This is a genomic window from Fundicoccus ignavus (genome assembly GCF_009659375.1).
Taxonomy (GTDB): Bacteria; Bacillota; Bacilli; order Lactobacillales; family Aerococcaceae; genus Fundicoccus; species Fundicoccus ignavus.
Genome location: NZ_WJQT01000020.1, coordinates 21,532 through 45,890, shown reverse-complemented (window position 1 = coordinate 45,890; position 24,359 = coordinate 21,532). Strand labels below are relative to the sequence as shown.

The 24,359-nt window shown below is 36.0% G+C and carries 21 protein-coding genes, 1 pseudogene and 2 other annotated features (1 of these 24 running past the window's edge); of the genes and pseudogenes, 6 read left to right on the top strand and 16 right to left on the bottom strand.

Annotated features, from left to right (window positions below):
* Positions 1-425: IS30 family transposase (locus tag GF867_RS11145; protein ID WP_153833187.1), on the top strand; the 425-nt coding region annotated here is incomplete at its 5' end.
* 280 nt (positions 426-705) lie between these two features.
* On the opposite strand, the gene GF867_RS11140 is transcribed toward GF867_RS11145, so the two are convergent.
* The 12 genes from GF867_RS11140 to GF867_RS11090 all read right to left on the bottom strand — a co-directional run bounded on the left by GF867_RS11140 (position 706) and on the right by GF867_RS11090 (position 12,616).
* Positions 706-1,638, bottom strand: coding sequence for a hypothetical protein (locus GF867_RS11140; protein WP_153833186.1), 933 nt, complete (start codon positions 1,636-1,638; stop codon positions 706-708).
* A complete protein-coding gene (locus tag GF867_RS11135; RefSeq protein WP_153833185.1) occupies positions 1,635-1,817 on the bottom strand; it encodes a hypothetical protein in 183 nt (60 codons plus the stop codon). Before GF867_RS11135 ends, GF867_RS11140 begins: the two co-directional genes overlap by 4 nt.
* 291 nt (positions 1,818-2,108) lie before the next feature.
* A complete protein-coding gene (codA, locus tag GF867_RS11130) occupies positions 2,109-3,344 on the bottom strand; it encodes a cytosine deaminase (RefSeq protein ID WP_153833184.1) in 1,236 nt (411 codons plus the stop codon).
* Positions 3,338-4,609: a cytosine permease gene (gene codB, locus GF867_RS11125; protein WP_366927822.1), complete on the bottom strand. Its 1,272-nt coding sequence runs from the start codon at positions 4,607-4,609 to the stop codon at positions 3,338-3,340. The genes codA and codB overlap by 7 nt, the downstream gene beginning before the upstream one ends.
* A 253-nt stretch (positions 4,610-4,862) precedes the next feature.
* Positions 4,863-5,261, bottom strand: coding sequence for a universal stress protein (locus GF867_RS11120; RefSeq protein WP_153833182.1), 399 nt, complete (start codon positions 5,259-5,261; stop codon positions 4,863-4,865).
* Between the two features lie 263 nt (positions 5,262-5,524).
* A complete protein-coding gene (locus GF867_RS11115; protein ID WP_153833181.1) occupies positions 5,525-6,250 on the bottom strand; it encodes a 16S rRNA pseudouridine(516) synthase in 726 nt (241 codons plus the stop codon).
* Positions 6,251-6,692: 442 nt separating this feature from the next.
* The gene (locus tag GF867_RS11110; protein WP_153833180.1) at positions 6,693-7,373 is read right to left on the bottom strand and encodes a hypothetical protein; all 681 of its coding nucleotides are present in this window, start codon (positions 7,371-7,373) and stop codon (positions 6,693-6,695) included.
* Positions 7,345-7,539 carry a hypothetical protein gene (locus GF867_RS14100; protein ID WP_253940811.1) on the bottom strand — a complete coding sequence of 65 codons (195 nt, stop codon included), beginning with the start codon at positions 7,537-7,539 and terminating at the stop codon, positions 7,345-7,347. Before GF867_RS14100 ends, GF867_RS11110 begins: the two co-directional genes overlap by 29 nt.
* 28 nt (positions 7,540-7,567) lie before the next feature.
* The gene (locus GF867_RS14095; RefSeq protein ID WP_253940810.1) at positions 7,568-8,083 is read right to left on the bottom strand and encodes a beta-L-arabinofuranosidase domain-containing protein; all 516 of its coding nucleotides are present in this window, start codon (positions 8,081-8,083) and stop codon (positions 7,568-7,570) included.
* A 681-nt stretch (positions 8,084-8,764) separates the two neighbouring features.
* Positions 8,765-9,880, bottom strand: coding sequence for a plasmid pRiA4b ORF-3 family protein (locus tag GF867_RS11100; RefSeq protein ID WP_153833179.1), 1,116 nt, complete (start codon positions 9,878-9,880; stop codon positions 8,765-8,767).
* 53 nt (positions 9,881-9,933) lie between these two features.
* Positions 9,934-11,016, bottom strand: a complete 1,083-nt coding sequence (locus GF867_RS11095; RefSeq protein ID WP_153833178.1) for an alpha/beta hydrolase family protein — start codon at positions 11,014-11,016, stop codon at positions 9,934-9,936.
* A gap of 142 nt (positions 11,017-11,158) precedes the next feature.
* A complete protein-coding gene (locus tag GF867_RS11090) occupies positions 11,159-12,616 on the bottom strand; it encodes a DEAD/DEAH box helicase (protein ID WP_153833177.1) in 1,458 nt (485 codons plus the stop codon).
* Between the two features lie 199 nt (positions 12,617-12,815).
* Here GF867_RS11090 and GF867_RS11085 point away from each other — a divergent pair, with 199 nt between their 5' ends.
* The 5 genes and pseudogenes from GF867_RS11085 to GF867_RS11060 all read left to right on the top strand — a co-directional run bounded on the left by GF867_RS11085 (position 12,816) and on the right by GF867_RS11060 (position 19,098).
* Complete coding sequence (locus tag GF867_RS11085; protein ID WP_153833176.1) at positions 12,816-13,283, top strand: PepSY domain-containing protein; 468 nt, start codon at positions 12,816-12,818, stop codon at positions 13,281-13,283.
* A 329-nt stretch (positions 13,284-13,612) separates the two neighbouring features.
* Positions 13,613-14,839 (top strand): quaternary amine ABC transporter ATP-binding protein, encoded by a 1,227-nt coding sequence (locus GF867_RS11080; protein WP_366927821.1) that lies wholly within the window; start codon positions 13,613-13,615, stop codon positions 14,837-14,839.
* Positions 14,832-16,574, top strand: a pseudogene (locus GF867_RS13745) (ABC transporter permease/substrate binding protein). Before GF867_RS11080 ends, GF867_RS13745 begins: the two are co-directional and overlap by 8 nt.
* Before the next feature lie 907 nt (positions 16,575-17,481).
* Positions 17,482-18,558 carry an NCS2 family permease gene (locus GF867_RS11065; RefSeq protein WP_153833173.1) on the top strand — a complete coding sequence of 359 codons (1,077 nt, stop codon included), beginning with the start codon at positions 17,482-17,484 and terminating at the stop codon, positions 18,556-18,558.
* Positions 18,559-19,098: a phosphoribosyltransferase family protein gene (locus tag GF867_RS11060; RefSeq protein WP_138404466.1), complete on the top strand. Its 540-nt coding sequence runs from the start codon at positions 18,559-18,561 to the stop codon at positions 19,096-19,098. It abuts the gene before it with no gap.
* A 60-nt stretch (positions 19,099-19,158) separates the two neighbouring features.
* Here the strand turns inward: GF867_RS11060 and GF867_RS11055 are convergent, their stop codons facing one another.
* Genes GF867_RS11055 through argB form a run of 4 tightly spaced genes read right to left on the bottom strand, consistent with a single transcriptional unit; the run spans position 19,159 to position 23,541 of the window.
* A complete protein-coding gene (locus GF867_RS11055; RefSeq protein WP_153833172.1) occupies positions 19,159-20,355 on the bottom strand; it encodes an aspartate aminotransferase family protein in 1,197 nt (398 codons plus the stop codon).
* Between the two features lie 18 nt (positions 20,356-20,373).
* Entirely contained in the window at positions 20,374-21,582 is a 1,209-nt protein-coding gene (gene argJ / locus GF867_RS11050; protein WP_153833171.1) for a bifunctional glutamate N-acetyltransferase/amino-acid acetyltransferase ArgJ, read from the bottom strand.
* Between the two features lie 44 nt (positions 21,583-21,626).
* A complete protein-coding gene (argC, locus tag GF867_RS11045; protein ID WP_153833170.1) occupies positions 21,627-22,667 on the bottom strand; it encodes an N-acetyl-gamma-glutamyl-phosphate reductase in 1,041 nt (346 codons plus the stop codon).
* A gap of 13 nt (positions 22,668-22,680) precedes the next feature.
* Positions 22,681-23,541, bottom strand: a complete 861-nt coding sequence (gene argB / locus GF867_RS11040; RefSeq protein WP_153833169.1) for an acetylglutamate kinase — start codon at positions 23,539-23,541, stop codon at positions 22,681-22,683.
* Positions 23,542-23,808: 267 nt separating this feature from the next.
* Positions 23,809-24,013: a binding site (T-box leader), on the bottom strand.
* 230 nt (positions 24,014-24,243) lie between these two features.
* Positions 24,244-24,359, bottom strand: a binding site (T-box leader) (it continues 100 nt past the right edge of the window).

Sequence of the window (24,359 nt, the reverse complement as noted above, 5' to 3'; positions counted from 1 at the left end):
GGAGTAAAGGTTGTTTAGCGACCTTCGCAGAGCGTAAAAGTCGTTTATACCTTGCTTTTCTGATACCTAACCGCACTAAAGACGCTATGCACAATGCAATTGAGCAGTTAACAAGTAATCTGCCTGAGCACGCCTTAAAATCATTTACTTCCGATCGCGGGAAAGAATTCGCTTGCTATCCAGAAGTAGAGGCATTAGGCATTGATTTCTACTTTGCGGATGCCTACAGCGCTTGGCAAAGAGGGACAAACGAAAATTCGAATGGCTTAATGCGCGAATTCTTTCCGAAGAAAACTGATTTAGCTAAAGTGAGTGAAACTGAATTATTCACGGCTTTATGGCTAATGAATAATCGACCAAGAAAATGTCTGAATTATCAAACACCTTTAGAAAAATTCATGCACGAAACTTCATTAATTGAGTAAAGAAAAAAATGTCGCAATAATTATTGCAATTCGTCATATTAATACACGTCCTTTTTATTTTTTGGGAAATACAAAAAGACCTACTAACCATTTTCGGTTAGTAGGTCTGTAATATAAATACTAATCATATATCAATTAACTATCATGTTATTTAACTCATATATAACTAACTTGAGTTTGTGAAAAAGCTACTATATATTATGTAAACCCAAGTTTGTAAATTAAATTAGCGAATTAAGTTTACGAAAGTTCATAACTTAATTCGCTCTCTTCTCTCTTTTTAACTGAACATGCCTAAGTATCTTTCAAAGTCTTCGATCGTCACTAAGTTATGATTGATAGTATAAATATTTTCTCTGTAAAAGCCAGTGTCCGAATCCTTACTTTCATAATAGTTCTTTGCTGTTGTTTGAAATTCAATTTCGTCATCCATTAAACTACCTAGCAATCTAACCTTTTTATCTTCATCATGAATGTTATTCGGTATCGATATGGTCACATTGCTAAGTGGTATTGGATAATAATCACTATGTTCATATTTTTGTGAGTCAATTGAAGAATCATCCGCTGAAATCGATACATACAATTCACGATAAGTATTTATTTTTGACTGAAGATCTTCTTGCTGCATATTCTGTAACTTATTGAAAAAGTCAGCGATAAATTCCTTTTCTTTTGAAGTCTCACACGCACTAACTAAATAATCTATATCCATTTCAAAGTTTATGGCTAATTGAATCAACCACGGAACATCATCCGTATTAAAATACAAAATACTTCTGACTCGATCAATAAAAATCTCCTCTACAGAGTTTACTCTAAACGTAAAGCCAAGCTCTGTTTCAAAATTTTTGACAGACTCATAGTTTCCAGCATAAGGACCTGTTGGAAACTCAATTGCTAAATCAAGTTCTTCATGATACCAATGGCGCGCATCTACTTTTACAAACTTTAATAAACCCAGTACTTCATTCATTATTTGATTTTCAGTAATAATGATATCAATATCTTTTGTCATATAATCACTATCTGTCCAAAATTCCAAACTTAAACCACCAACAACCACAAAATAATCATCGGTATAATTCAATTTTTCGTTGCATTTTTGTTGATAGAAATCAAAAATTATCCCTACAACTTCGATTGCTCTTTCCAATCTGTGCAGGGATTTTACTTTATCTAATAAATTGATGTAATCTTTTGTTGTCTTCATTTATCTAAGATGTCCAATATTTTTTTCTCGGCATCTGTTCTAGGTCGCTTATTTTCAGATGAGAAGTCATATTTTTTAGCTAACTCTTTAGTAACTTCTAAAATCAATTTTTTCTCATACACTACGTTTGTCTGTCTTTTTTTGCGAACTTGTTTAATGATGTTTTTCGTTGATTCCATCTGACTTCCCTCCCCTTTTCTATGTTAAGTTTATTATAACAAGAATCTAGTAGAATTTAAAGTATACAGAATTATATTAATTGACCACTTTCTGTTCAAGAGTTAGTCTTTTTTATATCCCCTACTGGACACATAACGACCTGCCTATCACTTGTGTTACATGCATTTAATGCGTACGTTAAATGCATTGATATATATTTTAGACATATAAATAGCCTCCACATAAGCTTACAGAGCATTTGATTCTCTATAAACTTATTGGGAGGCCAAATGTTATTAAATCGTATTTGGTTAGAAGAATACTTCTTTAACTTTTGGTTGAGTACTTGCGATGATATTTCCTCGATTAATTGAATAAAGAACTTCACTGCGTTTGTTTAAGGCGTTGTACCAGTTTGTTTCATTTAGAATAATTAAGTTTGCTGGTTTGCCAACTTCGATGCCGTAACGGTCTTCGATGTGTAACGTGCGCGCAGCGTTATGTGTAATAAATTTGTAGCTATCCATGATTTGTTGGTAGCCCATCATTTGCGCAACATGCAAGCCCATATGAACGACTTCCATCATGTTACCGTCTCCTAATGGGTACCAAGGATCAAATACATCATCATGCCCAAAGGCAACGTTATTATGATTGTCCATTAATTCTTCAACACGCGTTAAGCCACGACGTTTTGGATAAGTATCTGCTCTTCCTTGTAAATGAATATTAACTAGAGGATTCGCAACAAAATTAATATCTGAAAGTTTTAGGAGACGCATCAGTTTAAGCACGTACGCATTGTTATAGCTACCCATTGCGGTTGTATGCGAAGCTGTTACTTTATTCTTTAAACCTGTTTCTAAAGCTAATGCTGCTAAAACTTCTAATCCGCGTGATTGTTCATCGTCAATTTCATCACAATGCACATCGACTAACTTATCATATTTAACCGCTAAATCAACTGCAAAGCGTAAAGATTCAACCGCATATTCACGTGTAAATTCATAATGCGGGATTGCGCCAACAACATCTACACCCATTTTTACTGCTTCTTCTAATAACTCTTTTCCATTTGGTGAGCTAAAGATACCATCTTGAGGGAAAGCGACTACTTGAATTTCAACCGTGTCTTTAAAGTCCTCTCTTAACTCTAATAAAGCTTTAACAGTTGTCAGATTGGGGTCAGTCGTATCTGCGTGAGTTCTAACAAATTGAATGCCATTTGCTGCTTGCATACGGATTACACGATTAACTCGCTCTTTTATATCTTCAACAGTTAATGACTGTTTACGTAAAGCCCACGTTTCAATTCCTTCAAATAGAGTACCTGATTCGTTCCACTTAGGCTCTCCAGCCGTTAAACAAGAATCCAAATGAATATGCGGCTCAATAAATGGGGGTAATACTAGTTTGCTTCCAGCATCGATAACTTCTTCTCCAGCTAAAGGTGTTAAATTTGCAGCGATTTCCGTAAAAAAACCATTTTCTATACGGATATTTGTAAGTTCTGTTGAGTTTTCAATATAAGCATTTGTAATTAACATTCATTATTTCCTCTCTTGTTTAACACTTGTAACACACCATATACTAAACCTGATACTACTAAACTGTTTACCGCGGAAATACCTACCGGAAGCAATAGACTGACAATCACACCAGTTGCTACAGCTACTAATGCGGGCATATTCCATGATTTTATATTTACGTCCGTTTGATAAGCTTGTTTATTGAAAAAGTAATCAATCATTAAAACCATACCTACTGGAGGGATGATGACACCGAGTATGTTTAAATAGCTTACAAAATGATCATAGAGCGCAATGGCAAAAATTGTACCGATAGTTCCTGATAGAATTGTGCTTAATTTTAAGGGAACTCTTGTCAAACTCGTGATTGCTATGCCTGATGTATATAAAGCATTATTATTCGTTGACCAAACATTTAAAGTCAACGTGATAATCGCTAGAAATGTCAGGTTTTGAATCACTAAAACATCGAAGATATCCGCAACACCATACACACTAGCTCCGACTGCTCCGAATGCAAACATCACAATATTACCGATAAAGAAAGCAACCACGGTCGCCCAAATTGCTTGTTGAGCAGTTTTACCGAAGCGAGTGAAGTTAGGTGTCGTTGTACCACCACTGATGAAATTCCCAATTACAATACTTAAGGCCTGTGTTATTGTTAAGCTGTTCATCGGGGTGTCAGAGAATACATTTCCTAAACCATTCACTTCATTAACACTTAAATAGACTGAATAAAAACCTAAGATCAATATTAAAGGCACCGCAAAACTACTAAATATCTTAAGAGCTTCCATTCCTTTAATTGCTGTAATCGTCATCATTACACCAAAGATAATGACTAATACATAACTATTGATTCCCATTAATTTGGACAAGGGAATCGCAATCATTGCAATCCCAACACCAAACCAACCGGTTTGAGTCACACCCATTAATAAGGATGGAATAGCAGCACCGCGAGTTCCAAAGGCTTTACGATTTAATAGTTCCAAGTTCAACCCTGTTCTTTGACCGATATAAGCCAAAACACCAGTATAAACTGCTAAGAATAAATTCCCTAACAAAATAGCAATTATAAAGTTTTTAGCCGTTAAACTGACGCCTAACTGCCCTCCAGCAAGCATACTCGGTGAAAAGAACGTAAAACCAACTAACACCATCATTAACTGCCAAAATGATTGATAATTTCCTGTAACCTTTGTTTCAGCAAACTCTGTATCTACTTCGGTTACATTGGCCTGAGCAACTTTATCTAACACTAAACTATTTTTTTCCACAACAAAAAACCTTCCTTTCTGACCTGTCATTGGATAGCGACAGGTGAAAAGAAGGCATAGTGATCCTTAATTCAGCTAAAATTTGTCTACTATCTTTCTCATCTCTCGGATGAGTTTAAAGATTGGTCAAAAAGTATTCTACGTTTATTTACTTAAAATTGCAAGCAAATTTATTAATCTTTTTTTTAACAAATTTAATTTGTATTTTTATTTCTGTAATCTCTAGGTGGGATTATTAATAAAAGAGACTAAATTAACGACTGATTAGGACAGCACATTTCGCATTACGAAGGACATATTCTGTAACCGAACCAATTGTCATTTTAGCAATTCTTCCTTTACCAGTTGCACCCATGACAATCAAGTTAATCGACCAGCGATCAATTAAGTCATGGGCTATCTGACTACGTGGCTCACCGTATATTATTTCTTTGTGCAGTTTAACGCCTTCTTTACTTGCAAAATCTGCTAAAGACCCCAGAAAAGCCTCTCTTTTGTTCACCACGATTTCATCAGAGTTTTCATCAAGAACTAAAACCAAATAGACATTGCTTTCTAACTTCTTTGCTAAGAGTATCCCGCTTTTAAAGGCGTCAATTGACTGTTGTGACCCATCAACCGGTAATAAGATATTTCTGTAAACTGTAGACATATCTAAAACACCCTTCCTTTTTTGAAAACGCAACCATCATTTCTTATCCTTATTATAAAAGATAAATCGCTTAATTATCAAGGTTAGTTATAAAAAGATTTGATTCAATCTAATCAGAAAAAACTGAATGAGTTTGGGGCTTTTAAGTGCTTTAAGAACCTTTAATTTGATTATACAGTGATACTTTTGTTGGAAAGCTAAGTGAGATACAAAACATGGTAAATCTACATAAAAATTGTAATACTTTATTCTATAATTAAACCTTATTTTTCACGGAAATAAGGCTTTAATTGTTGTAATTCCGTCAATGTCAATTCTCGATAATCACCTGGTTTAAGTATTGCATCCAGTTCAAGTGGTCCCATCGCAACACGTTTTAAATACGTTACTTTTTTACCTCTAGCTAAAAACATTTTCTTTACTTGATGAAACTTACCTTCATGAATTGTCAATTCAACAAGACTACTTTTTTCTGAAGTTGAAATAATTTTCAATTCAGCCGGAAGGCAAACCTCGCCACCGATAAACTCAATTCCTTTTGAAAAAGCCATAACATCTTCTTTTGTCACTCGTTCGTTTACGATTGCCTGGTATGTTTTACTAACCTTTTTGTTGGGAATCAATAATTGATACCCCAACTGACCATTATCCGTTACAAGCAACAACCCCTCAGTATCACGGTCCAATCTACCAACTGGATATAAACCATCATGTTTATCTTTACTTGACAATAAATCTAAAATGGTTTGGCATTTGTTATCTTTTCTAGCCGTTACTACACCGGCTGGTTTATTGAATAAAAAATAGTAATGTTTTGGAATCGAGACTGTTTTTCCTTCGACAGTCAATCGATGCAACTGACGTTCTACATTAAAGCTACCTTCAGATATAACTTTGCCATCTACTTCAACTACCCGTCTTTGAAAAAGACGTTTTATCGTTTTTTTAGAGCCGAATGCGTGCTCGGCTAGTACTTGATCAACTCGCATGTGTTTCCTCGTTTTGTTTAATATTTTGTAAGTTTGATGTTGTTTATTGTACTATACTGAGAAATTACTTGTAAACCTTTTATGGGTCAGAAAACCTCGGATGAGTCCGATGACTTAAATTCTGCTTAGCAGTCTTAACATGATAACTCAGTGTTACTTTTATTGAAGTACTAAGTATAGCTCAGCGACTTGTTTTCTAAAGCGGTATAAAGGGCAATCGGCGTAGCTTGCTCTGACTTTGAGCATAGCGAATTAATCAGAGCCTAGCCGATTGAGCTGGAAAAGTACGAACATCAGTGAGGCTTTGAAAGCGACCACCGCCTTGGATAAACAATAAGCTGAGCGAAGTACAGAGCTTGATAAATCAACATAAAACTTATAAAACCTTATACTACAAAAAAACCTTACTCACACTGATGAGAATAAGGTTATAAGCTGATAATTATTGGCTCCAATAGTTTCGCATAGCTTCTTTAGCATTCTTTCCTTCAAACAAAATCTGATAAATTTCATTGAAAAATGGCACATCCTTCGCAATTTCAATACGACCATCATGTTCCAATTTTTCTAATAAACGATAACCGTTTCTCGTAGCAGCTAAGCCTTCAATGGTTCGTGTGCCCATCTTTTCAAAGGCTTCTTCATGTGATAAACCTTCACCAATATATTTACCGAAAATTCCATTGCGACCACCTTGCGAGGTCACATAATAATCACCAATTCCGGCAATACCTGATGCGGTTCGTAAACAGCCACCATAAGCTTCAACAATAACAGACATTTCAACCGTTCCACGAGCCATTAGAGCAGCTTTAGAATTGTTCGTATCCACTTCAACACCGCTCATAATGCCCATGCCGATCGCATAAGAATTCTTGAAAGCGGCACATAAATCAACACCATCAATATCAGAAGTAATATTACCTTTAAATGTCGGTGAGTCAAAGGCCTTCTTGGCAATCTTGGTAGCTCGATCATTTTTCGAAGCAAATACAGCTTCAGTATACATACTATGTGCTAATTCTTTCGCAATAATAGGTCCGCCAATTTTTACGACTGGAATACGGTCGCGTAACTCTTCTGGTAAAGCTTGTTCAATGACTATAGACGACTCGAACCGCATGACCCTCTAATGTTTCACGTTCCAACAAAGGCACGTCAGCTTGGAAATATGAAGCCGGAAATGTGTTCATCCCATTTATCATGTCTCGTTCAAAACCATCCGCTTGAATTTGGTCATCGAAGAACGTAGGGAGATGCCCTCTTCTATAGACAAAATACTCTAGCAATTCTTTATAACTTTCTTTTTGTGTTACTTCATAATCGCGCTAATGCAATTTCAATCTCAGGATTACCATCATAGCCATCAATCTTTCCTTCTGCTTCGCCAAAATTATTCGCTATACAGTCAGCCATTCTAATCGCGATATCTAACGCCTTCTGGTTACCGGTTACTTGATAATAGGCAACGCCTGCTTCGATATAGTGCCCCATCGTATAATGTTCATGAGATTGTTGCAGTCTCATAAATCTTCTTTCAGGTGCTTCAATTTGGAAATAAGAAACCAAATATCCGTCGTCTTCTTGAGCCTCTGAAATTAAATTGATCAGTTCATCTGTAATCAAACGTAATTCATCGTTATCTTGATAATTTAAAGTATATGCTGCAGCTTCTAACCATTTATAAGCATCAGTGTCTTGGAAAGGATAACCTGAAAAGTTCCCTTCACTTAAACCTGCTGCAATTTTCAAATTTTCGATAACATGACTGTTTTTAGAATGTGCCAATGTTCCCATTGCTCCTGCCAATTTAACATCTGCTTCATCATTCATAACTGACCATTGATAAGGTAAAACTGTATCTGAAATTAAGTGTCGATAATTCTGTCAAAATTTACTTGTAATGGTGATATCATTCATAGTTAGGTGCTTCATGACCTAAACCTCTTAGTAATTAGTTGATTGATTATTGTGATAGACTGCATTGCGAAACTATCAACCGTAAAGTTCACAACCCAAATTTGAAAACGCAACCAACACAAGTTTACCAAAGGTTCCTCTAGATTGACATTATATTTAGTAAATTTATCTCAAAATATTTGTCGATCATTTAAGTATAAATATTTAATCATTTAATTGCTGAGGTCACTTACTTTTGCGGTGTCATTCACGATGATTATATAAGCACCGCAAACCTTTGAAATCTTGTCTGTCGGGCACACCAATTGACATACCGCTTGCTCTTCGCTATTAAACTATCGTTAAATTTATAATTCATTATATTATGAAAAAGCTCGGAATCACGTCTCAGTTTCCAAAACTGGAGCATGATAGACAGCGAGTCGTGTTCCAGTTTGGAGATTTCGAACACGATAAAAAGTAGAAGACCCTAGATTATCGTTAAAATCCCTAGAGTAAATCAGCATAAAACCTATAATTTCTTACAGTATAAAACAATAACCCTCCTTGCTATTTTTGCAAGGAGGGTTATACAAGTTTAGTATCATTCGTTCATTACAGTCTAATCATGCGCGGTCTTTTTTCCCAGTCATTTAATACTGGACGCCAATAGCCAGCCCATTTTTCTGTAGATTGATATTCAGGATGATTTGAATCTGCAAGTATTTGAGAAAATTCAATAAAACCTGGAACTCCTCCTACATCTTCAGGCGGTGTTTGCCCAATGGCTTCTAATAGGTAAGGTGATTCTTGGTGATAATTTTCAATTGTTCTGACTAGCTTAATTTCGTGTTGCCAATTGTCACCAAAATCATACGTGTAATAAACTTGTTTGTATTTAGACAGATAATCTGAAACCTGCTGCTTATCGATTACCTCTCCATAACCTTCATAAATGGCAGGCATAACTAAGGATAAATCAGGTCGTTTATATTTATTTTTAGCTGATTTTTTTAAATAAAACGAAAAGTCATGTAGGTGTGAATTTTTCCAACTAAAAGCAGATTGTAATACATCATGTAATTGAGCAAACGTGTATTGTGCTGGCACTATTAATCGTCTAACAGCCTGGTAAATGCCTAAATCTAATGTGACCAATAGCTCTAAAGCTTGATAGTTGTAAGCTTGAATTCCATAATGACTTGATAAGGCCGCTAGAAATGTTTCATAAGGACAAACAGGATTACTTGATCCGCCAGGTCCATTGACGACTAAATAGTTGAAACGGTAACCAACTGTATCATCAATCACATGACCACTTGCCTTAATTCCATCAAATACATCATAAACTTCATAAACTACTTCATTAGCTGCCTGTGTCAAGTAACCACTAATTTTACGATTAGAATTTTTTACATAAGTAAAGGAATCGATTTGTTCCATATAAGCAGTTACCAATTCTGGATTTACATTAATACGTAATAATGTGTTTGCAATCGCATCTTTTATAATGCTGTCCATCTGCTTCAATTCTTTCTTTTTTATCGGATATATCGCCACAACAAAGCGTGTTGAATTATTCAATACAATCAACATATCCTCCGTACGACTGTTGGCCCATACTTTCACCCAATTAGCAGTCCAGTCGAATAATGGATGAACATTTTCTTGAGCAGGCGACAATGTTTTGCCACTTCCGGTCGCTAATTTTTGCGTTAAAGCGATTTGCATTTAATCCCTCCTATTTTTCTTATGGTAATGTTTAACTTACGAAATCTTTTGATTTAGTTTAACACATCGTTTAAGAATCCTAAGGTATATACATTAATTTCCTTTAATTTTTGAGTGGGATCTTTTGTATTAAGGCCTCCATCTAACAAATTCGTTAAAATTGGTGAAACGAGTGATAAATCAGTTAAACCAATATGACCACTTCCTTCAATATGAACATTCACAAATTTAGCAGAATTGTCTAAATGTCGAGAGTTCATTTCATAAGTAGTAATCGCATCTAATTTACCCCATAAAGCATCCGAATAAATGTGCAAAATAGGTAAAGGATATTCCTCGTTTTCGAAAACAAATTCCTCGTCTTCTATTCCGACTATATCTCCGAAGAATGGTGCTTCTAAAGCAATCACCGCAACAAAATCATCTGATCTCATTCGTCCCAAATCTAAAACTGCTGACCCACCCAGCGAATGACCAGCTAGAATTAACTGCTCAGTATCAATATTATCTACGTTTAAACCTTCAATATTATCTGCCAATAAATGGTCCACAAATGCGTTGAGATCTTCCACTCTTATTGCTTGCCATTCAATGAATAATTCTAGCGAAGTTTCTAAATCATCCGATCCTTGTGCACCCAATACTGACTGCATGAAAGCCATGTCGACCTGAACTGAAGTTCCATCCGATAAGGTGGTCACAAAAGAATGATACGGGTGGTCCAAACTAGCAACCGCATAGCCGTGTGACGCTAGTTCTAGAAATAGAGATTCATTCGAATCTGCGATACCAAATGACCCATGAGAGAAAATTATAAGCGGTATTTTGGCTGATGTATTAGCTTCTGGAAACCATAATTTTACAGGGATTTCGCGTTCGTTACCTGAAGTTGTTAAAGCGGTTATTTGCGTTTCATTCACAACATAAACACTATCCGTAATCACTGAATAATTACCTGTCGATTCAACAGCTGTATAAACTGGGAATACATACATAAAACCGGTAAAGAATATTCCTATCAAAAGAATTACGAGACTCAATAGTTTTTTCCACCAAGGACGTATTTTGCGTATTAGCACGAATATAAGCAGTAGAAATAGAATCAAAAGTAAACCCAGTAAGATAAATGTTCTCATAATTACCTCCAAAATAGTAATTAACTTAACTATAACTGATAAACAAAATTAGTTCTATTTACATCTGTCATCAATTACCCTATGCCAAAATACTCCTTAAAACGCAGAGCTAATGATACGTCATAAGGAGTCTGTTTATTTACTATTTTCTGGCTTTATGGACTTTTAAAGCTTTACCTTTTATCGTTCTGTTTTGCATTTGTTGGATAATATAGGCTCCTTTACCATTTAATACTTCAACATAAGTTACATTTTCTTGGATTGTGATGATTCCAATGTCTTCTGCATTAATATTAGGGATATTAGTAAGTGTTCCAACAAAATCAACAGCTCTTAATTTTTTCTTCTTGCCGCCATTAAAGTATATTTTGGTAATATCTTTATCTAATTCTTTAGCACGAGTGTTCTTACGAACAATGCGCGTTTGATTTTTCTTATCAAAAGCTTCTTTTGCGCGTTTTACTGAACGTTCATTTGGTGAATAAATTTCATTCGTATCTTTTTCTCCACTAAAAGCATATTCTTGAACTTCACTCCAACGTCTTTGATCGTTTTCGCTAATTAAAGTTAGAGCAAAACCCGTTTTACCAGCTCTACCAGTACGGCCAATACGATGCGTAAAGTTTTCTTTTTCATAAGGCACATCATAGTTAATCACATGTGTCACATTGTCAATATCGATCCCGCGAGCTGCAACATCAGTCGCAACCAAATAACGAATTTTGCCCGAACGGAAATCTGACAACACAGCCAAACGGTCATCTTGATTCATGCCACCATGTAATTTATCTATTGGTAGACCGGCTTTTGCTAAGTACTCGTCGATCTTGTTCACTTCATCTTTAGTATTACAGAAAATGATACACGCATCAGGATTTTCGACGGTTAATAAATCTAATAATAATTGTTCTTTATTTGCATCGCGTACATTTAAATGTGAATGCATGATTTTAGGAGTGTTGGCAGCAGTTTGAGCAATTCTAACAGAGTGACGGTCTGACTTCATATAAAAGGTTGCTAAACGTTCTACTTCAGAAGGCATTGTAGCTGAGAATAGCATCGTCTGACGATTTTTAGGTAATTCGTCAATTATCGCTTCAACTTGCTCGATAAATCCCATATTTAACATCTCATCCGCTTCATCTAAAATTAAGCTAGAAACTTTACTAACATCAAGCGTTCCCTCTTTTAAATGATCTAGAATACGACCAGGCGTTCCGACTACAATATGACTTTTCTGTTTCAATTCAGATTTTTGAGTTTTAAAAGAAGACTTTCCAAAAACAGCCGTTACTTTTATTCTTTTTAATCTACCGACATTCATAATTTCAGTTTTGATTTGCAAGGCTAATTCGCGTGTAGGTACAAGAATTAAAGCTTGCGGCTTATTTTCTTCCCATTGAACCGCTTCGCATAATGGCACACCAAAAGCAATCGTCTTACCACTACCTGTTTGTGATTCTACGATAATATCCTGATTTTCTAAAGCTAATGGTATAACTTCTTCCTGAACCTTAGTTGGTTTAAAATAACGTAAACTCGTCAAAGCTTGACTGATTTCTGGACTCAACTTAAATGAGTCAAATGATATATAATTCATAATTTCCTACTTTCTTTTTCTAAGCCGATTCATTATATCAGAAGCTTTAGATGAATACTTCTATTATTTATAAATAATTTATTAATTATTACCCAATTTAGTACATTTTATCATTATATTTACTGTTCAATTTGCATTGTAAATGCTTGCTTATTATGCTATAATATACTTGAGAATAAGATAGAAAGGAGTGAGCCCAATGCTAACCTTTGAACAAGAACGTAATATCTTACCGTTAGCCGAAGTATTAGATCAATACTTTACTAAATATCCTAATTCGCAGTTATTAAAATTACAATTAGAATTTGAAGGTCCTTTCTTGAAGTACGAATTTGTTGGTTTTGATGATACCAATCGCTATACCTTTGAAATCAATGCTGCAAATGGCGCTATCCTAAAAGAACGTCAGAAATTTTTAAAACCAAATGAGTCAGAAAAACTCAATAAAAAAGCATTGAATATTACGAATCTTTTACCACTTACAGATATCAATCAACTAGCCTTGCAACACTCTGAGCTACAGCACCCTTTTCAGTGGGAACTAGATCGAGTACGCGAACGTACGGTCTGGAAAGTTGAACTTGCAAATGAAATAGGCGACCAAATTACCGAAGTGAAACTTGATGCACACAAAGGCACTCTAGTTCAATTAAAATTGAAACATTAATCTGTAACCTCCTGCTCTCGAAAGATTGTTGGAGGTTTTTTTTTACTAAATATTTCATAATATTCTCTTCAAAATAGCGATCTAATTGAATAAATATTTTCACTTTAAAAAACTTATTATTTTAGTTAAAAAGCAATTTTACTATTTTATGAGTGTCATTAATCAAATTCTTATCAATTTCTTAAAATTTTATTAGCTAGCTGATTGGAAACGTCAACAATAGAAAACTTTGTGAAAAATAGATATATTTGGTTTTACAGTGGTTTCTAGGTGTGTTAAGGTAGCATACATAAATTGTGGTTAGTCAATCACAAGAAATGAGGTAAAACGTGACTAAATTAAAAGTCGAAAAATTAACAAAAATTTATGGAAAAAATGAATCTAAAGCATTAGAGCTAATGAGTGCTGGAAAGAGCAAAGAGGAAGTATTGGAACTTACTGGCTCTACGATTGGTGTAAACCAAGCCAGTTTTGAAGTGAATGAAGGCGAAATCTTTGTTATCATGGGTCTTTCAGGAAGTGGTAAATCTTCATTAGTCAGAATGTTAAATCGTTTAGTAGAACCAAGTAGTGGTGATATTTATATAGATGGTGTCAATATAACTGATATGAAACCAAAAGCTTTACGTGATGTTAGACGTAAGAAAATTAGTATGGTCTTTCAAAACTTTGCCCTTTTCCCACATCGTACAATTCTTGAAAATACAGAGTACGGTTTAGAAGTACAAGGAGTTACACCGAATGAACGACGCGCAAAAGCTGAACAAGCATTAGAGAATGCTGGCTTAATCGCTTATAAGGATCAATATCCTGATCAGTTATCAGGTGGTATGCAACAACGTGTAGGTTTAGCAAGAGCACTTGCTAACGATCCTGATATCTTATTGATGGATGAGGCTTTCTCTGCGCTTGATCCATTAATTCGTCGAGATATGCAGGATGAACTATTAGAGATGCAGAAAACGATGAATAAAACGATTATCTTCATTACACATGATTTGAATGAATCGCTCCGACTAGGTGGCCGTATCGCTATCATGAAAGATGGAGAAGTTGTCCAAATTGGTACTGGTGAAGAAATCCTATCTAACCCAGCAAATGAATATGTGACTCGCTTTGTTGAGGATATCGACCGCACAAAAGTATACACAGCTGAACATATTATGGAAGAGCCAACTGCTGTCACTCAAGTTATGGAAAAACCTTCAGTGGCTCTACAGATGATGGAAGATGAAGGCATGAGTAATATTCTAGTTGTCGATGACCAACAACAGTTAGTCGGTTATGTGACTCATGAAGAGGTAGAAAAACTTCATGACAATGACCATGATACTATTTCAAGTGCCATTCAAAGTGATGTGCCAGAGGTTTCTTCGGGTGTACTTATCGATGATTTATTCGATGTGATTCACGAATCAGAGACGCCTGTAGCTGTTACTGATAAAGACGGTAAAATCGAAGGGGTAATTGTAAGAAGCAATGTGATTGGTGCAATGACCAGTGATTATGATGGCAATGATACTAACAATGGAAAGGAGTCTGATAACAATGAGTAGTCTATTGGATTTTCTACCCAACTTACCAGTCTCACAATGGATGTCACAATTAATTGAGTGGTTAACTGTTAACTTAAGTTTTATTTTTGATAATCTTAAAAATTTCGGAACTCAATTAATGGAAGGTACTACTGCTTTACTGCAGTATATTCCACCACTAGTCTTCATTATATTAATTGTATTAATCGCATACTGGGTAACTGACAGACGATTTGGTTTAGCCTTTTTCTCAGGTGTCGGTTTAATGTACATTCATAACCAAGGTTTATGGAACAATATGCTTAATACCTTAACACTAATTATTGCGGCGAGTATTATTTCAATTGTAATTGGTATTCCATTAGGTATAACAATGGCTAAGAGTTCTTTAGTTGAAAAAATACTTCAACCTGCACTTGATTTCATGCAAACGATGCCCGCTTTTGTATACCTAATTCCGGCTGTTTCATTTTTCGGTACAGGTATGGTGCCTGGAGTATTTGCTTCTGTTATTTTCGCCCTACCACCTATCGTTCGTTTTACAAACTTAGGAATCCGTCAAGTGCCTGAAGATTTAGTTGAAGCAGCAGATGCATTTGGTAGTACTGGTTGGCAAAAACTGGTAAAAGTTGAATTGCCTAATGCTAAATCAACGATTATGGCTGGAACTAATCAAACAGTTTTACTTGCCCTATCTATGGTTGTAACTGCCTCTATGATTGGTGCGCCAGGTTTAGGTACAGATGTTCTAACGGCTCTGCAAAGAGGTAATGTAGGCTCTGGATTTGTTTCTGGTTTCGCTTTAGTAATTATGGCCATTATTATTGACCGTATCTTACAAAGCGTTAATAAAGACACTAACAAGTAGGAGGGAGTATTTATGAAAAAGAAATATTTAAATATGATTTTGCCTCTTATTCTAATAGTGGTTTTAGTCAGTGAATTAATTTATAGCATTAGCCAAACTGAATTCTCCGAAGCGAATCAAGGTGAGACAGTTCAATTAGTTCATAATCCTTGGGATACCGAAGTAGCTTCAACAACTGTTATTTCCTTAGTATTAGAAGAAGCTGGTTTTAATGTCAATCTAGTTTCTGTAGATAATGCGATTATGTATGAATCACTCGCATCCGGTGAGTCTGATGCAATGACGGCAGCCTGGTTACCAATCACTCATGGTTCTATTCTTAGTGAATATGAACATCAGGTTGAAGATTTAGGACCTAATTTAGAGGGTGCCAAAAGTGGTCTTGTTGTTCCAACTTATATGGATATCGATTCGATCGAAGATTTAACTAATCAAGCTGGGCAAACAATTGTCGGTATTGAACCTGGTGCAGGTATTATAATCCAAACAGAGCTTGCTCAAGACGTTTACTCTAATATTAGTAATTGGAAACTTGATACACCTTCAACTGGTGCGATGTTAGCTTTATTAGATGAGGCAATCACTAACGAAGAAGAAATTGTCATCACGGGATGGACTCCGCATTGGAAGTTCCAACGCTATGATTTAAAGTTCTTAGAAGATCCAGAGAATGTTTACGGAGAATCAGAACAAATTCATACATTGGCACGACTTGGTTTAGCTGAGGAAATGCCAGAAGCTTACCGTATTCTTGATAATTTCCATTGGACAGTTGAGGATATGGAGAGTGTAACCTTAGCAATGGAGAATGGAATAACAGAAAAACAAGCTGCACAAGATTGGATTGACCAAAACCGTGACAAAGTAGATGAATGGTTAAATAATTAAACAAAATAAGTTATGTAAATCCCCTCTTTCTTTACGCAAAGTAAAGTTGGTGGGGATTTTTTCATATTACAAGGGAATTCATGTTAACATTCTTATTTACCAACTAAAATGCTTCACTCAGCAATTTGGTTAATATAGCTTTCAAAATCTCACAATAATTCATTGTAAGCTCAATTAGCATAGTTGAATTGCCCTTTACCCTTCTTCAAAAAGTCTTTCGAGTACGATACGTATTATAGTTAAATTGAAAAATATGCCACATTATAACGTAAGGACACTAAATAAATATAAAACATTTTTGAACACAGTCTGATTATTCTGCCTCAAACATAAATCACCTTTTAGGAAGATTTCGGACAAATTTCACTTGTCTAAATTAAACTGAACTGGAGATTCATAACCAGGTCCATCGTTTTATTTGTAATTTTTATCATTATATTGATTTATAAGACTCTAACATGCTAACTCAGAATCTGAGTCGACACATTGGGTGACTTAATGTGTCAACTCAATTTAACAGTCGACACATTAAAAGCAACTTATGACTTTTAGTAGAACTACCTCACGTAGTTAACTATAAGAGCTTTCCAAAGCAGTAAAAAGGCAATCCATCGCTACTAATAAAATAGTTTGATCTGACTATGAGAAACGCAATTTCATTCTTAGAGTCTATCCGGTTAAACTTGAAAAGCACGAACTTAGGTGAGGCTTTGAAAGCAATCATCACCTTGTAAAATAGCAAGCAGATCGAAATATAAAGCTTGGTAAATCTATATAAAAATTTTACGCTCACAAAAAAACGAACATTAACTTAACATTGACAATTAATGTTTACTTTCCGTTTTGTTTATAGCACTCTTTTACTTTATAGTATTTATATAAAATATTTTAAATTGGAGTGGATACATTGGATTATATTCAAGATATATTGGCAGCAATCGGAGTAGTTATTAACGGAATCCCACAAGGAATCCTTGCCTTATCGTTCGGGTTTGCAGCTTTTCCAACTGGTTTAGGTTTTGCCTTCTCAGCCATTGCAAATGCTGTAACTGGATCGGTTGCACCCGTTTCTTTTCAAGTCGAAACAATTACTGTAGCCGGCACAATGGGTGATAATAAAAGAGAACGAGTTTCCTTAATTTTTTATGCAGCAATTATTATGACTATTATTGGTCTTTTCGGTTTAATGGATAAACTTGTTGGCTTTATCGGAGTAGAAATCACTTCTGGTATGATGGCAGGTGTGGGGCTTATTTTAGCTAAAGCGGCGATTGATATGGCTCGAAGCAATCGCGATGTTGGAATTATTTCGTTTTTCACCGCCCTTATTGTCTATATCTTTACCCATGATTTAGTTTATACAATCGTTGCTTCTGTTGGGCTAGCAACCTTCTATTCTTCGTTTTATAAAAAGCAAACATTTGACTTAGTAGGAGATGTTGCAGAAAACAAATTGAGCTTTGTTAAACCGCTTGGACTTAATTGGAAAATTCTACGTGGCGCTTTAGCGCTAGCATGTTTAAATATCGGTTCAAATATTTCTTTCGGAATGATTACTGGGAGCATGACCGGTTCCGATACAAACCCTGTAGATGTGGATGTATTGACTGTCGTTAGTTCAGTCGCTGATTTTATTACAAGTTTATTTGGAGGCGCACCTTTAGAGTCGATTATTTCAGCAACAGGTAGTGCCCCTAATCCAGTGTTCTCTGGTGTCTTGATGATGACTTTGATGGCTTTACTACTATTCTTCGGTGTTTTACCTAAATTAGGTAAATTCGTCCCTATGGAATCAATCGCAGGCTTCTTATTTGTTTTAGGTGCAATCGTAACGGTTCCGTCAAACTTTTCTTCTGGATCAGATATTGACCCTATGACAACCGGTATTACAATGATTGTTAGCTATTTCTTTGATCCATTTTTCGGAATGTTAGCTGGCGTTGTCGTGAAATTTTTATTACCATTATTAGGAGTGAGTTTATAAATGAAAACATTCGACTTAACGATTGCAGGTCTAAAGCGTTCTCTACCGATTGTTCGCTTGTCTGAAAATTTAGCCATCGCATCATTTGTGCTACTAGGTGACACTGAATTAGCAGTTTTAGGTGCTGAAGCATTAGCAGACAAAATTAATACGGAGTTTGATTACTTTTTAACCGCAGAAGCAAAAGGTATTCCACTCGTTCAATGTATTGCCCAAGAATTTAACCATCCTAAGTTTTATGTCGCAAGAAAATCAGTTAAAGCTTATATGGATAATCCACTCATTACCGAAGTGTTGAGTATTACAACGCAAGCATCTCAACAATTAGTATTGGACGGTAAAGATGCAGCAGAATTAAAAGGCAAAAAAGTTATTTTAATTGATGATGTCATCAGCACTGGCGATTCGCTTGCTGCCTTAAAACAATTAGCTGAAGAAGCTGGTGCCATTGTTGTAGATCAGCTCGCTCTACTCGCTGAAGGTGATGCAGCTAAACGAACAGATATTCAATTTTTAGAAGAACTACCTTTGTTTGATTAATCGCTTAACCCCCACAAAAGCTCTTTTTAGAGTAATTTGTGGGGGTTAATATTTGGCCTATTAATTTAATTGGCTCAATGTTTTTGCAAGACGCTCAATAAATACATCTATCTCTGTCGTATTAACATTTAAAGGGGGTAATAGCCTTAGGACATTGTGTTTAGAGCTTGTGACTAGCAAGCCATTGGTATAAGCTGATTGGATTACATCGGCTACAGGCACATCCAGTTCAAGTCCAAGCAAAAGCCCCCAACCTCGAATGTCCTTGATGATATTAGTTTGTGTTTGTAATAGCTTGAGCTGTTGCATTAAATAATCGTGTTTTTGCTGGACATTTGCTAGTAAATCTTTTTCTTGAATTTCTTCAACTATATATTTTCCAGCAGCTGTTGCTAAAGGATTACCTCCAAAAGTCGTTCCATGCGAACCAATATCAAAATATTGAGCAATACTTTCTTTGGCTAAGATTGCACCAATTGGAAATCCACCGCCTAAACCTTTAGCTAATGTGATGATATCTGGTTTTAAGACCGTGTTTTGGTAAGCAAATAGGGTGCCGGTGCGGCCCATTCCTGTTTGAATTTCATCAATAATAATCAATACATTGTGTTTCTGTTGGATTTCTATGAGCGCATTAATGAAATCAGGCGCGATGATATTAATACCACCTTCTCCTTGGATAATTTCTACCAAGATAGCACAAGTATTCTGGTTAATAGTTGACTTTAGGGCGGTCACATCATTAAACGGAACATATTTAAATCCACTCAACATCGGGCCAATATTCTGGTGCATTTCGGGTTGTCCTGTTGCGGTTAAGGCCGCAAAGGTTCGTCCATGAAAAGAATGTTCCATTGTAATAATATCTGTGGCCGCTTCTCCTTTAGTTGCTTGTCCCCATTTTCTCGCTAGTTTTATCGCGCCTTCATTCGCTTCTGTGCCTGAATTAGCAAAGAAAGTTTTGTCTAAATTTGATAATTTGACAAGTGCTTCTGCTAGCTCAATTGCGGGTTGATTCCAATATAAATTCGATGTATGAATTAAAGTTTGTGCTTGCTGAGAAATTGCTTGTGCTAATCCTGAATCAGCGTGTCCTAGTACATTCGTTGCAATCCCCGAAACAAAATCTAAAAATTCTTGCCCCTCAGCGTTGGTAATCCAAGCACCTTTACCGTGGGTGAACACTCTTTCACCACGCTGGTAAGTATTCATCAAAACTTGCTGCCCTCGCTTTGTCCATTCTGATTGCTCTGACATATTGTTCTCTCCTTTCGCTTAACTACGATAATCTGCATTTATTTTTATGTAATCTAAGGACATATCACAGGTCCATACTTTACTATTGCTAACTCCTAAACCTAAATCAATAATAATCGTCACACTCTGTTCACTCATTACAGCTAATGCTTGTGTTTCATCGAACGGTAAACCTACACCATGCTTACACACTTGCACATAGCCTGCTTCGGACTCAAAAGCAATCGCAATCTTATCTGCTTGTAAGTATTCTGGCTGACTTTGCCCGATTGCGGAAATAATTCGCCCCCAATTAGCATCTTGACCATATAGCGCCGTTTTAACCAAATTGGAAGTTGCAACTCCCTTCGCAATCTTAAGTGCATCAGCATGAGTTTGAGCGCATTTAACGATAACTTCTACAAATTTCGTTGCACCTTCTCCATCTTTAGCCATTAAACGGGTCAGCTCTTGGCTGAGTTCTAATAAACCCTTGTAAAAATCAGCCAACGTCTCATCATTCCAAGTAATCTTCACTTTACCGGTTGACGCTAGAAAAACTGTATCATTGGGACTTGTATCGCCATCTACCGTTAAACAGTTAAAACTGTCGCCTACAACATCTTTCAATAGACTGTGTAATTGAGCTTGTTCTAAATCAGCATCCGTTACAAGATAAGCTAACATAGTGCCTAAGTTAGGGTGAATCATCCCAGCACCTTTTGTCATTCCTGCTATTTTAACGGTTTTATTTCCTACTTTAAATTCATACGCTAATTGTTTCGCAAAAGTATCTGTCGTCATCATAGCTTCCACTGCAGATAGTGAATCTTCCTTCGTTAATTGGCATACTAAGCGAGCGCATTTCTTATCAAAGTCATTCAAATTCATCGGTACTCCAATAACACCTGTTGAGCAAACAAGCACCTCATCTGCTTGAATTTTAAGCGTTCTAGCTAAAGTATTCACCATTTGAAGGACTGTTTCATCTCCGACAACACCATTACATGTGTTCGCATTCCCACTATTCGTCAGAATCGCTTTGAAGGAATGATTTTGTCTTAACAAGGCTTGATCATACTTGATATGATGTGATTGAATCGCATTCTTAGTGAATACTCCTGCTACTTTGACTCCTTTAGGAAAGTACAATAGCCCTAAGTCTTTTTTCTGTTGTTTGAAGCCTGCATGTAATCCAGAAGCTAATACATCTTCTAAAGCGCAAACGCCACCGTTTAATTTTTTCATTGAACGTCCTCTTTCTTTGATTTTTCAAGTATTTTGTCTGTTTATTAAGGGGTTAAAGGCATTAAGTTTAATCCTGTTTGTTCATCCAAGCCAAACATCAAATTCATATTCTGTATAGCTTGACCAGATGCACCCTTGATTAAGTTATCTAAAACGACCAAAATGATTAAGCGATGAGTTCTTTTATCGACTTGTACCTGAACCAAACAATTGTTTGTTCCGCGAATCATTTTCATTTCGGGTAACTGGCCTTTATCTAATAGATGCACAAATTTTTCATTAACGTATTGTTGCTGAAAAAGTTCTCGTAATTCAGCTTCCGAAACATCTTCTTTCAAGTCAATATAAATTGTGGTAAAAATGCCTCTTTCGATTGGTAATAAATGCGGTGTGAATTGTACTTGCACTGGATCAAGTGAGAATTTTTGTAATTCTTGTTCAATCTCAGGAATATGACGGTGCCTCAGTACGTTATATGCTTTAAAGTTTCCTTGTAACTCTGCAAATAGATTCGCTACCGTTGCACTTTTTCCGGCCCCACTCACACCTGATTTCGCATCAATGATAATGCTTTTAGGATTGATATAAGACCTTCCCATTACAGGCAGTAAACCTAACAGAGCACTCGTAACAAAACAACCGGGGTTCGCTAATAAGTCAGCAGACTGAATCTGTTTACGGTTGTATTCAGTCAGACCATAAACTGCTGATGGCAATAGATCACTTGCTGTTTGATTGACCTCGTAGTATTCTTCGTATACTGCTACATCATCTAAGCGGAAGTCTGGACTTAAATCGATCACTTTTACCGGGTATTGTTTGGCTTGTTTGGCAATTGTCATAGCGTGTCCATGAGGCAAACAGACAAATACTACATCACTTTCTCCTAAAACTTTCTCAGCTACATATTCTGTAAAAACCAAGCTACATAAATTCTTTAAATGAGGGTAATAGTTCGAAACTGCTTGTCCAACCAATCGGGTTGAAGTTAAATATTTGAATTCAATATCTGATCTCAAAATAAGCAAACGTAGTAGTTCACTCCCTGTATAGCCAGTCGCACCTAATATACTTACTTTTATCATATGTCTTCTCCTCTTATTGTAATTCTTCGGTTATCATCGTGCCGATTCCATGTTTGGTGAATAATTCTAAAATTAAGGAATGCTTTTGAGTGCCATTAATAATATGGCAAGCCTCTACGCCTCCCTCTAGGGCTGATAAACAACACTCTAGTTTAGGAATCATACCACCCGAAATAAAGCCGGTTTTTATGGCATCTTTAATAGAGGATGGGGTTAAATGGCTAATCAGTGTGTGTGGATCATGGAAATCTTGATAAACGCCCGAAACATCCGTTAATAAAATCATTTTCTCTGCTCCCAAGGCGCGGGCTATATGACAGGCTGCTTCATCTGAATTAATATTCAAACTTTGTCCATCTGGTCCGTAAGCAATGGGTGAAATAACTGGTAGAAACCCTCCCTCAATCACATGTTTTAAATAAGCTGTGTTGACTTGCGTTACTTGTCCTACTAAACCTAATGATTCGGAACGAATCGTCGCTTCGATAATCTTATTATCTTTTCCACTCACACTTACTGTAGGGACGTCATTTGTATTAAAAAGAGTCGCCAATGCTGGTGAAACACTACCTGTAAGTACCATCTCAATATTTTCCATTATTTCGGGTGTCGTCACGCGTAAACCGTCAATAAAATGTGTATCAATGCCTTTTATCTCTAATAAGCGATTTATTTCGGGTCCACCACCATGAACGATGACTGGCTTCATTCCAACATACTTCAACCACACAATATCACTGATCACTTGTTCTCTGAGTTCGGGGCTAATCATCGCATGACCACCGTATTTAATCACAACGACTTTATTATGAAATCGTTTGATATAACCTAAACTTTCAATTAAAACTTCTGCCTTCTTAATATCGTTTACCATCATGATTCCACCTTTTTTTAATTTATTTAACCTCTAACCTTATACATAAAGTCAAAGCGTTAGTGCTGAAATTAACTTAAACTGCGAGCGACTACTACTAAAGAAAATAAATGTTATGATTGTTGCCCGAATGATTGTGAATACTTTGCTGGTGACCAATGCATTGGGGATCACCAAGCGGAACGAAGTACAAAACTTGGTCAATCAACATAAAACTTATAATCCCTTATATTACAAAAAATCCGTCTCTATGCTTGACTTAACAAACACAGAGACGGATTTTTTTCCGCGGTACCACTCTATTTAACGAGACAATAAGTCCGTTCACTCTCAATCGTAACGCTGATTTAGCGGCTTCGATTTCCGTCGAAACATCTCCAAAGTACGATTCAGTTATTTCCAACAGTAGACTTTCACCTTCTCTACCTCGCTAAAGATATCCATAACTTACTAGCTTTTTCATAGATTTTTATACTATTTAATTTATAAATAACTAAATTGACATTCGTTTAAGATTTGTATAGCTTCTTCTGTTTTATCATAGATTGTTCCTTTGATTTAAACTTCAATTAGCAACTGACATGACTGATTTAACCAAACAGCGTATCCATTTTGAAATCAAATGCAGCACACATGTGAATAAACAAAGGTTAAAGAGATAACCACTGATAACAAAAAAAGCCGTCTCCATGTTCAAAGAACATAAGAGACGGACTTGATATCCGCGGTACCACTCAAATTAATCCAGTTTCTAGATTCACTTTAATTTGTTAACGCTGCTTGTTCAGCGAAATTAGCTATTGTCTTTCACTAATTTA

Excerpts from the sequence above, each read along its gene's own strand:
- GF867_RS11140 (WP_153833186.1), bottom strand. The coding sequence starts at position 1,638 with ATGAAGACAACAAAAGATTACATCAATTTATTAGATAAAGTAAAATCC.
- GF867_RS11135 (WP_153833185.1), bottom strand. The coding sequence starts at position 1,817 with ATGGAATCAACGAAAAACATCATTAAACAAGTTCGCAAAAAAAGACAG.
- codA (WP_153833184.1), bottom strand. The coding sequence starts at position 3,344 with ATGTTAATTACAAATGCTTATATTGAAAACTCAACAGAACTTACAAAT.
- GF867_RS11120 (WP_153833182.1), bottom strand. The coding sequence starts at position 5,261 with ATGTCTACAGTTTACAGAAATATCTTATTACCGGTTGATGGGTCACAA.
- GF867_RS11115 (WP_153833181.1), bottom strand. The coding sequence starts at position 6,250 with ATGCGAGTTGATCAAGTACTAGCCGAGCACGCATTCGGCTCTAAAAAA.
- GF867_RS11110 (WP_153833180.1), bottom strand. The coding sequence starts at position 7,373 with ATGCGGTTCGAGTCGTCTATAGTCATTGAACAAGCTTTACCAGAAGAG.
- GF867_RS14095 (WP_253940810.1), bottom strand. The coding sequence starts at position 8,083 with ATGAATGATGAAGCAGATGTTAAATTGGCAGGAGCAATGGGAACATTG.
- GF867_RS11100 (WP_153833179.1), bottom strand. The coding sequence starts at position 9,880 with ATGCAAATCGCTTTAACGCAAAAATTAGCGACCGGAAGTGGCAAAACA.
- GF867_RS11095 (WP_153833178.1), bottom strand. The coding sequence starts at position 11,016 with ATGAGAACATTTATCTTACTGGGTTTACTTTTGATTCTATTTCTACTG.
- GF867_RS11090 (WP_153833177.1), bottom strand. The coding sequence starts at position 12,616 with ATGAATTATATATCATTTGACTCATTTAAGTTGAGTCCAGAAATCAGT.
- GF867_RS11085 (WP_153833176.1), top strand. The coding sequence starts at position 12,816 with ATGCTAACCTTTGAACAAGAACGTAATATCTTACCGTTAGCCGAAGTA.
- GF867_RS11060 (WP_138404466.1), top strand. The coding sequence starts at position 18,559 with ATGAAAACATTCGACTTAACGATTGCAGGTCTAAAGCGTTCTCTACCG.
- GF867_RS11055 (WP_153833172.1), bottom strand. The coding sequence starts at position 20,355 with ATGTCAGAGCAATCAGAATGGACAAAGCGAGGGCAGCAAGTTTTGATG.
- argJ (WP_153833171.1), bottom strand. The coding sequence starts at position 21,582 with ATGAAAAAATTAAACGGTGGCGTTTGCGCTTTAGAAGATGTATTAGCT.
- argC (WP_153833170.1), bottom strand. The coding sequence starts at position 22,667 with ATGATAAAAGTAAGTATATTAGGTGCGACTGGCTATACAGGGAGTGAA.
- argB (WP_153833169.1), bottom strand. The coding sequence starts at position 23,541 with ATGGTAAACGATATTAAGAAGGCAGAAGTTTTAATTGAAAGTTTAGGT.